This window comes from Massilia solisilvae (assembly GCF_024753215.1).
Classification (GTDB): Bacteria; Pseudomonadota; Gammaproteobacteria; order Burkholderiales; family Burkholderiaceae_D; genus Telluria; species Telluria solisilvae.
Map to the genome: position 1 here is coordinate 134,706 of NZ_JANUGV010000007.1, position 12,737 is coordinate 147,442.

A 12,737-nucleotide genomic window follows, 5' to 3' on the forward strand; every position below is an offset into this window, starting at 1 on the left:
CGCGCGTACGCTCCCGCCGCTCCCACGCGCCGGAATGCGTGCGCATTGTTCCCGCCTTCCGGAGCCTTCATGCGCCACCTCATTCGCCTTGCATTTTCCCTGACTGTCGCCGGTGCCGGCGCTGTTGCCGTCGCGCAGACGGCGCCTGCCCAGCCCGATCGTCCTGCCACCGCATTCCCGTACACGCCGGGGCTGGACGTGAGCTCGATGGACAAGAGCGCCAACCCGTGCGAAGACTTCTACCAGTACGCCTGCGGCGGCTGGATGAAGAACAATCCGATCCCGGCCGACCAGGCGCGCTGGTCGGTGTATGGCAAGCTGGCGCAGGACAACCAGCGCTTCCTGTGGGGCGTGCTGGACGAACTGGCCAGCAAGAAGGAAGGGCGCAACGCGACCCAGCAAAAGATCGGCGACTACTTCGGCGCCTGCATGGACGAGGCGGCGATCGAACAACGCGGCGCCGCGCCGCTCAAGCCGTACTTCGAGCGCATCGCGGCGATGCGTTCCACGCGCGACTTGCCGGCCGTGCTGGCCGCACTGCACATGGATCTGGCCGATGAAGGTTTCTTCTTCGGCTTTGACTCCGGCCAGGATTTTGCCGACGCCACCCGCGTGATCGCGTTTGCCGGCGCCGGCGGCCTGGGCCTGCCGGACCGCGACTCCTACCTGAAGGACGACGCCAAATCGAAGGAAATCCGCGAGAAATACGTGGCGCACGTGGCCAGCATGTTCCAGCTGTCCGGCGAGATGCCCGAGCAGGCGCAGCGCTCGGCCGCCAAGGTGATGCAGATCGAGACGGCGCTGGCCAAGGCATCGCTGTCGCGCGTGGACAAGCGCAACCCCTACAAGCTGTTCCACAAGATGAATGGCAAGGGCCTGCAGGCCCTGACCCCGGGCTTTGACTGGCACGCCTACCTGGCCGCGCTGGGCGAGCCAAAGCTGAACAATTTCAACGTGACCGAGCCGGGATTCTTCAAGGAATTCGCCAAGCAGCTGCGCAGCAACGACCTGGCTGCGATCCAGACCTACCTGCGCTGGCACGTGATGCACGCGCTGGCGCCTGCGCTGTCGTCGAGCTTCGACAAGGAGAACTTCGCGTTCTTCAGCAAGACGCTGCGCGGTGTCCAGCAGCAGCCGCCGCGCTGGAAGCGCTGCGTGCGCCTGGTGGACACCCAGCTGGGCGAAGCGCTGGGCCAGGAATTCGTCAGCCGCGCGTTCTCGCCGGAGCTCAAGGCCAAGTCGCTGCACATGACGCGCCAGGTCGAGGAAGCGATGAAGAAGGACATCGACTCGCTCGACTGGATGAGCCCGGAGACGAAAAAGCGTGCGCAGCAGAAGCTGGCTGCAATCGTGAACAAGATCGGCTACCCGGACAAGTGGCGCGACTACACGGCATACACCGTGAAACCCGATGACTTCGCCGGCAACGTGGTGCGCGGCAATGTGTTCGAAGTGAAGCGCCACCTGGCCAAGATCGGCAAGCCGCTCGACCGCAGCGAGTGGGGCATGACGCCGCCGACGGTGAATGCCTACTTCAACCCGCAGATGAACGACATCAACTTCCCGGCCGGCGTGCTGCAGCCGCCGCTGTTCGATCCGAAGATGGATGACGCGCCGAACTACGGTAACACCGGCGGCACCATCGGCCACGAACTGACCCACGCCTTCGACGACGAGGGCCGTCAGTTCGACGCCAACGGCAACCTGAAGGACTGGTGGACCAAGAAGGACGCCAAGGAATTTGAAGAGCGCGCCCAGTGCATCGTGGACCAGTACGCGCAGTACACGGTGGTGGACGACATCAAGATCAACAGCAAGCTGACGCTGGGCGAGGACGTGGCCGACCTGGGCGGCCTGATCCTGGGCTGGATGGCGTGGAAAGAGCAAATGGCGACCATGCCGCAGCAGGCGCAGCCGCTGCGCGATGGCCTGACGCCGGAGCAGCGCTTCTTCGTCGGCTACGCGCAGTGGGCGTGCGAGAACGACCGCCCCGAGAACCAGCGCGTGCACGCGATGACCGACCCGCACTCGCCGGGCCGCTACCGCGTCAATGGCCTTTTGGTAAACATGCCGCAGTTCCAGGAGGCGTTCCAGTGCAAGCCGGGGCAGGCGATGGTCAAGGAGAAGCGCTGCCGGGTTTGGTAAGCAGGGCTGAGCGGGACAATGGATAACTACTGATGCAGGAGGCTGAGTGTGACTGATGCGCAGTTGGCCTTCTACAGCTCATGGGCCTCGATTGTTGGCTTGTGCATATCCGTTGTCTCGCTGTTCTATGTGCGAAGCATCAGGAAGAACATCATCCGGTTCAGACGCAAACAGCGGATTCGCAAATTGACCGATGAAATCCTTCAGCTCCAGGACGACGCGACGCCACTCTCCTCGGCGTCGCGCACCAAGCTCATGGCATTAAAGGGGAACATCCCGACATACGTGTGGTCCCGCTTTACTGAAAAGGGCAGGGCGGCGTTGGAAGTACATAAGCACATTGACGAGGGCAATATCGTCGCGTCAAGGAAGCCATTTACGACCTGGCCTCGTTTTCGGAGGACGCATGAACAAATACGAAGCCCTGTTCGACGAAATTTTGCAGCAGACACAGGCGCGTGAACTGGAGTGGAGGCAGCTCAGGCGCAGTGCGAATGCAGACCTCATTTTCAACCTCACCTTGGTCTACCGTCAGTTCTCGGCGGAAATGCAGCGTCGGGGTCATCTCTTGACATTACTTCTCGTCGAGAAGAAATATGACGACCCAGAGCATGACTTTGCTTATCAGCGCTATTCGCCGGAATTGCTGGTGGTCGATGAGGGGTGAACTCGTCACGACATTAACCGATTCTGTGATCGAGTGGAAAGACTTGATGCGGCTCGCTAGCATGGCTGAGGCGCAAAGCGATAAAGCGAGCAAGCTCTTCGACGCGAGCTAACCAAGTGCCGCCGGCATGGCCCCCGTTGCGCGGAGGCCGGGCCGTCAACCAGATGACTGGTCAGTGCGTCGAGGACGACGACGACTGCTGCGGGATGGTCCCGCGCCAGGCGCCAGTTTCCTTGCCGCGCTCTTCCAGCATATCCTTGAAGCGCTGCAGGTTCTGGCGCGCCTCCAGGCGCATGGCGCCCAGTGCATCGCCGATCTTTTCCATCGGGCCTTCCGGCTTGTAGCTCATCTGCACCGTGACCCGGGTGCAGCTGTCCGAGAGACGATGGAAAGTCACCACGCCGGAGTTCGGTGCGCCGCTGGTGCTGCGCCAGGCAATGCGCTGGTCCGGAATCTGCTCGGTGATTTCGGCATCCCATTCCTTTTCTTCGCCCATGACGTTGGCCTTCCAGTGCAGGTGACGGTCGTCCAGCTGTTTGACCTCGTGCACGCTAGCCATGAACTTGGGGAAATCCTCGAACTGGGTCCACTGGTTGTATGCCGAGCGCACCGGCACGTTGACCTCGGCCGATTCCATGATGGTCGAGCTCTCGCTCATGCCGGAACGGCTTTGCTTCTTGTCCATCTGCTTTTTCAGCATCATGCCGCCGACTGCGAGGGCGGCGACTGTCACTACTCGATTCAGCATGTCAAATCTCCTTTCGCTGTAAAGCACGCAAACGCTAAGGTAAGCCAATCGCGCAGCGGGTGGCGCGCGACAGGTTGTGTCCGGCAGGCAGGCCAGGCAGCGGCGCCACCGTTTCCAGTGGCGCCGCTTGCGCAGTAAAGATCAGCGGTGCATGTCGATGCCGGCCTGCGATTGCATGTGGATCAGGTTCGCTTCGAACGATTGCATCTCGAGCCCGATCGGGGCCATGTCCATATTGGCGGCCTCGAGTTTCGGGAAGAACTCTTTTTCCTCCTGCTCGATGTGATGCAGCGTGCTTTGGATCAGTTCGCGCATCAGGCGGTCGGCGTGCGGCTCGTCAAGCGACATGCCTTGCAGCGTGGCCACCAGGTCGTCGGCCTTTAGGTGTTCCTGCTCGAAGTGCCCGATCATGGCCGGGTCGATCTTGGCGCACGCCGGGGTAGAACACCGATTCTTCCACGCGCGAGTGGGTGTGCAGCGCCTGCAGCATTTGCTTGGCAGCCTGCTTCTGGACTTCCTTGTCCTGGGTGTGGCAGTACTTGTCCGCCAGTTTGCGCACCAGTTCGTGGTCGCGGATCAGCAAGTCGAGCGGGTGCTCGACCGGGTCCAGGGTCTGGACGGGTTTGACGGGATCGTCGTTGGCTTCCATTTGAATCTCCTCCTTGAAACAAAGTCGCGTACGCGAAGTCCACAAGGGTGGACCCGTTCCGGGCATATGCCCGTGGCGGGTTGGATTTTCAACACCTATCTTTGTGTCTTGGGGGAGGGCAACAGCAAGACCTTGCGATGCTGTAGCGGGCGCTGTGGCCAATGCTGGGCCGCCAGCTCCGGCGGCCCAGCATGGGTCCCGGCCTTCGCCGGAACGACGGTGCCAATGGTAGTCAGCGCGCCTCGACCAGTTCCACCAGCTGCTCGGTGGCCTTGGCCCAGCCTTCATGGAAGCCCATCTTTTCGTGCGCCTCGCGGTCTTCCACCGACCAGTGGCGCACGTGGGCGCTGTAGCGGGTCTTGCCGCCGCCAATGTCTTCAAAGTTCACTTCGGCCACCATGAACGCCTTGTCCGACGGCTCCCAGGCAGTGGTGAAGGCATCGGTGAACACGATACGGCGGTTGGGCACCACGTCGAGATAGACGCCGTTGTTGGGGAACTCCTGGCCCTCCGGCCCGTGCATGGTCATGACGCTCGCGCCGCCGGGACGCAGGTCGCTGGAGATCACGGACACGCGCCACGGCTTGGGGCAAAACCACTTTTCCATCGTCCGCGGGTCGGTCCAGGCCTGGAACAGCTTTTCAGGCGTGGCGTTGATCACGCGCGTCAGGAACAAATCGCGCCCTTCGGCACGGGTGGTGGTCTGGTTTTCGCTCATCTCATCTCCTCATTGGTCAGGTTGTTCGTCAGACTCCCGAACTCATCGATCAGTTGCCTGTTCATTGTCGTTCAGGCTTGGCGTAAATCGACAAGTGCGCGAAAAATTTTTGGTGTTTGAAGCCATCAGCTGACAAGCTGGCAACAGCGGCGGCCGCAGACCCCCGGCGGTATAATGACGGGATGCAGAATCTCCTCCAGAACCTGAATCCAGAACAACTGGCCGCCGTTACGCTGCCGCCCCAGAGCGCCCTGATTCTCGCGGGTGCCGGCTCGGGCAAAACGCGGGTGCTGACCACGCGCATCGCATGGCTGATCCAGACCGGACAGGTGTCGCCCGCCGGCATCATGGCCGTGACGTTCACCAATAAGGCGGCCAAGGAGATGCTGACCCGCCTGTCCGCCATGCTGCCGGTGAACACGCGCGGCATGTGGATCGGCACTTTCCACGGGTTGTGCAACCGGCTGCTGCGCACGCACTACCGCGACGCGGCGCTGCCGCAGGCATTCCAGATCCTCGACACGCAGGACCAGCTGTCGATGATCAAGCGCCTGCTCAAGGCCAACAATGTGGACGACGAGAAGTACCCGGCCAAGGATCTGCTGTACTTCATCAACAATGCCAAGGAACAAGGGCTGCGCGCGAATGACGTCGAGGCCTATGAGCCGATCACGCGCAAGTTTGCCGAGCTGTACGAGGTGTACGACCAGCAGTGCCAGCGCGAGGGCGTGGTCGATTTTGCCGAACTGCTGCTGCGCACCTACGAGCTGCTGTCGCGCAACCAGCCGCTGCGCCATCACTACCAGATGCGCTTCAAGCACATTTTGGTGGACGAGTTCCAGGACACCAACGACCTGCAGTACAAGCTGCTCAAGCTGCTGGCCGGCTACGGCGAGGCGCAGGGCGGCGCGCTGTTCGCGGTGGGCGACGACGACCAGAGCATCTACGCCTTCCGCGGCGCCAACGTGGGCAACATGAGCGCGTTCGAGCGCGACTTCCACGTCCAGAACCTGATCAAGCTGGAGCAGAACTACCGCTCGCACGGCCACATCCTCGACAGCGCCAACTACCTAATTTCTTACAACGCCAAGCGCCTTGGCAAGAACCTGCGCACCGACCAGGGCCAGGGCGAGCAGGTGCGCGTGTACGAGGCGTCCTCCGACCTCGAGGAAGCGCAGTGGATCATCGAGGAAGCCAAGAACCTGATGGCCGACGGCATCCCGCGCAGCGAAATCGCCATCCTGTACCGCTCCAACGCGCAAAGCCGCGTGATCGAGCACGCGCTGTTCGCGGCCGGCCTGCCGTACACCGTCTATGGCGGCCTGCGCTACTTCCAGCGCGCCGAGGTCAAGCACGCGATCGCCTACCTGCAGCTGATGGACAACCCGCACAACGACTCGGCCTTCCTGCGCGTGGTGAACTTCCCCACGCGCGGCATCGGCGCGCGCACCATCGAGATGCTGCAGGGCGCGGCCGAGCAGTACGGCATTTCGCTGTACGCGTCGGTGCCGTACATGACCGGCAAGGCCGGCTCCTCGCTGGGCGCGTTCGTCAAGCTGGTCGAGGGCGCGCGCTTCGAGACCCAGCAGTTGCCGCTGCCTGAAATGGTGCGCGTGGTGCTCGAGCGCAGCGGCCTGTTGACCCATTACGCCAACGAGAAGGAAGGCGCGGACCGCGTCGAGAACCTCGAGCAGCTGGTGGACGCCGCCGCCCAGTTCGTTCAGGAAGAAGGCTTCGGCCAGCAAGCGCCGGCGCACCTGGGCCCCCAGGCGCAGGCGCAGGCGGGCGAGCTGGTGGTCAGCGAAGACGGGGTCGAGATCCTGGACGCCGACGCGCCGTTTCCGGCGGTGATGTCGCCACTGTCTGCCTTCCTGTCGCACGCGTCGCTGGAAGCGGGCGACGCGCAGGCGCAGGTGGGACAGGACGCGCTGCAGCTCATGACGGTGCACTCGGCCAAGGGCCTGGAGTTCGACGCGGTGTTCATCACCGGCCTGGAAGAGGGCCTGTTCCCGCACGAGAGCAGCTCGCGCGAGGCGGACGGCGTGGATGAGGAGCGGCGCCTGATGTACGTGGCGATCACGCGTGCGCGCCGCCGGCTGTACATGAGCTTTACGCAGCAGCGCATGCTGCACGGGCAGACGCGCTTCAACATGAAGTCGCGCTTCTTCGACGAGCTGCCGGAGGAGTCGCTCAAGTGGCTGTCGCCGCGCGTGCAGGGGCACTGGTTCGCGAACAAGAAGACGACTGCCTGGGACGACGCCGAGTTTCGCAATGCGGGCACGGACAACAAGATCGCCCGGCAGATCACGCAGAAATCGGGTAACGGCTCCGGCTGGCGGATCGGCGAGTCGGTCTCGCACGCCAAATTCGGCGAGGGCGTGATCGTGAACATCGAAGGCGGCGCCGGCGCGGCACGCGCGCAGATCAACTTCGGGTCGGCCGGGATGAAGGTGCTGGACCTGTCGGTGGCCAAGCTCGAACGCCTGTCGCGCTAAGCGTACCAACACCCTTTGTGCCGTCGTCCCGGCTTTCGCCGGGATGACGGTAACGTTTTCAGGCCGGCTGCCCTTGCGGCTGTACCGGCTTGCCGAAAATCTGGCGGTATCCGACGTAGATCGCGCACTGCAAGAGCAGCACGAAAAGGAAGATCAGCCACATGATGATCACCTGCGCGATGTGCACCGGCCCCACGACCAGCGCCACCAGCATGCACACCGAGAAGAACAGCCCGAACCACGCCAGCAGCAGCACGCTGAACACGCGCGCGCTCTTGACCACCGCGAAGAAGCTGTAGAACGTGGCCTTGCCAGGTCCCATCTTCTCCCAGTAGGTGAGCGGCGCGGCAAAGGCCAGCGAAATCAGCGCCGCAAGGTCGAGCACGAAGATGAGGAACATCGCCAGCACGTCGGACACATCCACCGCCAGCTTCTTCGGGTCCGGCTGCTGCACCGTGATCTGCTCCCAGAACGACTGGTCGATGGCGAAACGCGCCAGCAGCGCGAGCAGCAGCGACACAGCCAGGTACACCAGCCCGAGCTTGCACAGCGTGACCACGGCCGGCTTGCGAAAGCCCGTCAGCAGCACGCCGGGTGTGACGCGCTGGCCGTTGTCGATCATCAGGCAGGCCTGCATGAAAGCCATCGACAGCGACGGAATCAGGACCACGGCCAGGATCGGGCCCACCACCGGCACGGCGGAAAACGCGATGCTGATCAGGATGTTCGCGAACATCAGCGTGGTCAGCCCGCCGGGCTGCTTGCGAAACAGCGCGGCGCCTTGCTTGAGCCATGCCCAGCCAGTGCTGGCGGGAAGCTTGCTCATGCCGGCAGCTCCTGCGACGCGTGCTCCACGCGGTCGCGCAGGATGCGTTCGAAATGGGTGGGGTCGTGCGGCGTGAGCAGCTCGGCCTCGCGCGGCAGGTGCAGGTCGTACAGGCGCGACAGCCAGAAGCGCAACGCGGCGGCGCGCAGCATGGTCTGCCAGGCGGCGCGGTCGGCGTCGGTGAACGGCCGCACCGCGTGGTACGCGTCGAGCAGCGCGGACAGGCGCGCCGGGTCCAGCTTGCCGCTTTGCTGGTCGATGCACCAGTCGTTGACCGTCACTGCCACGTCGAACAGCCAGGTATCGCAGCCCGCAAAGTAAAAGTCGAAGCAGCCGGTGAGCTTGTCGCCGACGAACATCACGTTATTGCGGAACAGGTCTGCGTGGACAGGGCCATGCGCGAGCTGACGGTAGGTGTCGGTGCCGGCAAACGCCTGCTGGAACGCGATCTCGGACGAGAGCAGCTGCGCGTTTTCCGGCGAAAGGAAGGGCATCACCTTGGGAGCTGTCTCGAGCCACCAGTCCAGCCCGCGCAGGTTCGGCTGCTGCAGCGGAAAGTCGCGCGCGGCCAGGTGCATGCGGGCCAGCATGGTGCCTGCCTCGGCGCAGTGCACCGGCTGCGGATCCATTTGCGATGCGCCTTCCAGCTTGGTGACCACCGCCGCCGGCTTGCCGTGCAGGGGCACCACCAGCTCGCCGTGCTCGTTCGGCACCGGATCGGGCACGGGAATGCCGCGCCGCGCCAGGTGGCGCATCAGCTGCAGGTAGAACGGCAGCTGGTCGAAATCGAGGTTCTCGAAGATCGTGAGCACGTACTCGCCGCGCTCGGTGGTCAGGAAGAAGTTACTGTTTTCGATGCCGGAGGCGATGCCCTTGAGCGCGAGCGCCTGGCCGAGAGGGAACTGCTTGATCCACTGGTTGAGGTCGTCCAGCGTGACCGCGGTGAAAACTGCCATGTTCAAGCAAAAAGTGAGAGTCGGTAGCTGATTCGGGTTGGCGCTTGCGCGCGGTGTTGTTCTGGCGCGGCGCGCGTTACTTGGTCGGGCGCGGCGGCGGCGGCACTTCGGCCGCGGCCGGCGTCTGCTCCGGCGTTTCGCTGCTTGGCTCGCCCTGCTTGCGCTTGCGGTTCAGGTCGAACTCCAGCACCTGCCACTGCGGCGCGCGAATGCCGCCGGCTTCCTGCGTGCCGGGCGCGGCGTTCCCCGCCGGGACGTTGGGGCGCATGTAGTAGTGGCTGGGGCCGGCCTGCACCTCGACTTCGGTGACCTGCCCGTTCTGCTTGCGCTCCTTGATCTGGGTGCCGCCTTTGGGCGGAATGGTGGTCGCCGGCACGTCGCTGCCCGGCTCGATACGCTCGAGCTTGGGCGGCTTGTCGCTGGGCGGCGCGCTTTGCGCCTGCTGCTGTGCGAACGCGCCAGGCGCGAGCGCAAACAGGCAGAGCGAGAACAGTCGGAGGGAAGGGAGCTTGCGCTGCATGATGTTTCACCTTTGTCGTTTTGTTCATTGTAACAAAGGGCGTGCCTTCCCAGTGAAAAGTGTGGGCATCGTCCCCATCTGGATTGACGGGCCGTTGCGTTTTCTTCATGCCGGATTCTGCGATAATGCGTGGATCGAACGCGGCGCTGGCCCGCCCATCACCAGATTATCTCCCTATGCAAAATACCCTGCTGCTCGTTGACGGTTCCAGCTATCTTTATCGCGCCTTCCACGCGCTGCCCGACCTGCGCAGCCCCGACGGCTTCCCGACCGGGGCCATGCACGGCATGGTCAACATGCTGCGCCGCTTGCGCGCCGATTACCCGGCCGCCTACATCGCCTGCGTATTTGACGCCTCGGGCAAGACCTTCCGCGACGAGATGTACCCGGAATACAAGGCCACCCGCGCCTCGATGCCGGACGACTTGCGCAAGCAGATCGAGCCGATCCACGAGGCGGTGCGCTACCTGGGCTGGCCGATCCTGATGGTGGAGGGCGTGGAGGCCGACGACGTGATCGGCACCCTGGCGGTGCAGGCCGCTGCCCGTGGCATGAATACGATCGTCTCCACCGGCGACAAGGACCTGGCCCAGCTCGTCAACGACAAGGTCATGCTGATCAATACCATGACCAACGACAAGCTGGACGAAGCCGGCGTGCTCGCCAAGTTCGGCGTGCCGCCCAACCGCATCATCGACTACCTCACCCTGGTCGGCGACACCGTGGACAACGTCCCCGGCGTGAACAAGTGCGGCCCCAAGACCGCGGTCAAGTGGCTCACGCTGCACGGTTCGCTCGACGGCGTGATCGAGAACGCGCACGCGATCACCGGCGCGGTTGGCGAGAACCTGCGCGCCGCGCTCGAATGGCTGCCCAAGGGCCGCCAGCTCATCACCGTCAAGACCGACTGCGACCTGACGCGGCACGTCGTATCGATCGAGGAAACGCTGGTCGGCCGTCCTGAAGACCGGGAGGCACTGCAGGCATTCTTCCAGCGCTACGGCTTCAAGACGATGCTGCGCGAGCTGACCGCGAACGGCGGCGTGGCGGCCTCCACGGCGCAGCTCAATTCGCCGGAAGGCGCGCAGGCCACGCTGCCCGGCATGCCGATCATCCGCGGCGAATACGAAACCGTGCTCACCGAAGAGCAGCTCGCCAAATGGATCGCGCTGGTCGATGCGGCCGCGCTCACCTCGGTGGATACCGAAACCACCTCGCTGGACCCGATGGCCGCCGAGATGGTCGGCATTTCGCTGTCGGTCGAATCGGGCAAGGGCTGCTACATTCCGGTGGCGCACCGCTACGCCGGCGTGCCGCAGCAGCTGGCGCGCGAGCTGGTGCTCGAGCGTCTCAAGCCGTGGCTGGAGAACCCGGACAAGCCCAAGCTCGGCCAGAACCTGAAGTACGACATGCACGTGTTCGAGAACCACGGCGTCAAGCTGCGCGGCATCGTGCACGACACGCTGCTCGAATCCTACGTGTTCGAGTCGCACAAGCCGCACGACATGGACACGATGGCCATGCGCCACCTGGGCTACACCACGATTCCCTACGTGGACGTGTGCGGCAAAGGCGCCAACCAGATCTGCTTCGACCAGGTGGAGCTGGCGCGCGCGACCGAGTACGCGGGCGAGGATTCGGACATCACCCTGCGCCTGCACGAGGTGATGCTGCCGCATGTGCAGAGCAACGAAGGCCTGAAGTACGTGTACGAGAAGATCGAGCTGCCCACGCAGGTGGTGCTGCAGAAGATCGAGCGCAACGGCGTGCTGGTGGATGCCGAGCTGCTGGCGGTGCAGTCGAATGAACTGGCCGAGCGCATCATGAAGCTCGAACAGGAGGCTTATGAACTGGCCGGCGGTCCGTTCAACCTCGGTTCGCCCAAGCAGATCGGTGAGATCTTCTTTGGCAAGCTCGGGCTCCCGGTCATCAAGAAGACTGCGACCGGCGCCCCCTCCACCGACGAAGAGGTGCTGCAGAAGCTGGCCGAGGACTTCCCGCTGCCGAAGGTGCTGCTCGAGCACCGCGGGCTGTCCAAGCTCAAATCCACTTACACCGACAAGCTGCCCAAGATGGTCAACCCGCGCACCGGGCGCGTGCACACCAACTACGCGCAGGCGGTGGCGGTGACCGGACGCCTGGCGTCCAACGATCCCAACCTGCAGAACATCCCGGTGCGAACGAGCGAAGGGCGCCGCATCCGCGAGGCTTTCATTGCGCCGCCGGGAAGCGTGATCGTCTCGGCCGACTACTCGCAGATCGAGCTGCGCATCATGGCCCACATCTCGGGCGACGAGGCGATGCTGCGCGCGTTCGCGCAAGGCGAGGACATCCACCGCGCCACCGCCGCCGAGATTTTCGGCCTGCCGCCCGAGGAAGTGCAGGCCGAGCAGCGCCGCTACGCCAAGGTCATCAACTTCGGCCTGATCTACGGGATGAGCGCGTTCGGCCTGGCGTCGAACCTGGGCATCGAGCGTGCGGCCGCCCAGAACTACATCGAGCGCTACTTCAACCGCTTCTCGGGCGTGAAGCAGTACATGGACGAGACGCGCCTGGCGGCCAAGCAGCGCGGTTATGTGGAGACGGTGTTCGGGCGCCGCCTGTGGCTCCCGGAGATCAATTCGCCCAACGGCCCGCGCCGCGCCGGCGCCGAACGGGCCGCGATCAACGCGCCGATGCAGGGCACGGCGGCCGACCTGATCAAGCTGGCGATGATCGCCGTGCAGGGCTGGATCGAGCAGGACCGGCTGGCCACGCGCATGGTCATGCAGGTGCACGACGAGCTGGTGCTCGAAGTGCCCGAGGCCGAGCTCGAGCTGGTGCGCGCACGCCTGCCCGAGCTGATGGCCGGCGTGGCCAAACTCGACGTGCCGCTGTTGGCGGAAACCGGCGTCGGGCCGAACTGGGAGCAGGCGCACTGATGAACTCGTGATTGACCGCGTGCGCAGGTCTCCTGCCCGCGCGGTCAACCAGCCGTCGCACTGCTGGCGCCAATTGGAATCCCGATAACGCC

Annotated in this window: 9 protein-coding genes and 1 pseudogene; 4 read left to right on the plus strand and 6 right to left on the minus strand. The window is 64.1% G+C overall.

The annotated features are described in order from the left end of the window. Positions 1 to 69: 69 nt before the first annotated feature. Both NX773_RS20270 and NX773_RS20275 read left to right on the plus strand, forming a co-directional pair. Positions 70 to 2,145: a M13 family metallopeptidase gene (locus NX773_RS20270; protein WP_258858088.1), complete on the plus strand. Its 2,076-nt coding sequence runs from the start codon at positions 70 to 72 to the stop codon at positions 2,143 to 2,145. Positions 2,146 to 2,551: 406 nt separating this feature from the next. Beyond that, positions 2,552 to 2,812, plus strand: a complete 261-nt coding sequence (locus NX773_RS20275) for a hypothetical protein (RefSeq protein ID WP_258858089.1) — start codon at positions 2,552 to 2,554, stop codon at positions 2,810 to 2,812. Between the two features lie 172 nt (positions 2,813 to 2,984). On the opposite strand, the gene NX773_RS20280 is transcribed toward NX773_RS20275, so the two are convergent. From NX773_RS20280 to NX773_RS20295, 3 genes and pseudogenes are all read right to left on the minus strand, one after another. Further along, entirely contained in the window at positions 2,985 to 3,560 is a 576-nt protein-coding gene (locus tag NX773_RS20280; protein ID WP_258858090.1) for an SRPBCC family protein, read from the minus strand. Between the two features lie 141 nt (positions 3,561 to 3,701). After that, positions 3,702 to 4,497, minus strand: a pseudogene (locus NX773_RS23650) (hemerythrin domain-containing protein). Beyond that, positions 4,442 to 4,927 (minus strand): SRPBCC family protein, encoded by a 486-nt coding sequence (locus tag NX773_RS20295; protein ID WP_258858093.1) that lies wholly within the window; start codon positions 4,925 to 4,927, stop codon positions 4,442 to 4,444. Before NX773_RS20295 ends, NX773_RS23650 begins: the two are co-directional and overlap by 56 nt. A 182-nt stretch (positions 4,928 to 5,109) precedes the next feature. Between NX773_RS20295 and NX773_RS20300 the strand changes: the two genes are divergently transcribed. Then, entirely contained in the window at positions 5,110 to 7,422 is a 2,313-nt protein-coding gene (locus tag NX773_RS20300; RefSeq protein ID WP_258858094.1) for a UvrD-helicase domain-containing protein, read from the plus strand. Between the two features lie 58 nt (positions 7,423 to 7,480). On the opposite strand, the gene NX773_RS20305 is transcribed toward NX773_RS20300, so the two are convergent. The 3 genes from NX773_RS20305 to NX773_RS20315 all read right to left on the minus strand — a co-directional run bounded on the left by NX773_RS20305 (position 7,481) and on the right by NX773_RS20315 (position 9,724). Then, positions 7,481 to 8,248: a BPSS1780 family membrane protein gene (locus NX773_RS20305; RefSeq protein WP_258858095.1), complete on the minus strand. Its 768-nt coding sequence runs from the start codon at positions 8,246 to 8,248 to the stop codon at positions 7,481 to 7,483. Continuing rightward, positions 8,245 to 9,204 (minus strand): homoserine kinase, encoded by a 960-nt coding sequence (locus NX773_RS20310; RefSeq protein WP_258858096.1) that lies wholly within the window; start codon positions 9,202 to 9,204, stop codon positions 8,245 to 8,247. Before NX773_RS20310 ends, NX773_RS20305 begins: the two co-directional genes overlap by 4 nt. Positions 9,205 to 9,280: 76 nt before the next feature. After that, on the minus strand, positions 9,281 to 9,724 hold the full coding sequence (locus NX773_RS20315; RefSeq protein WP_258858097.1) for a DUF2782 domain-containing protein: 444 nt from the start codon (positions 9,722 to 9,724) through the stop codon (positions 9,281 to 9,283). Positions 9,725 to 9,900: 176 nt separating this feature from the next. On the opposite strand from NX773_RS20315, the gene polA reads away from it, so the two are divergent. Further along, positions 9,901 to 12,645 carry a DNA polymerase I gene (polA, locus tag NX773_RS20320; protein ID WP_258858098.1) on the plus strand — a complete coding sequence of 915 codons (2,745 nt, stop codon included), beginning with the start codon at positions 9,901 to 9,903 and terminating at the stop codon, positions 12,643 to 12,645. Positions 12,646 to 12,737: the final 92 nt, after the last annotated feature.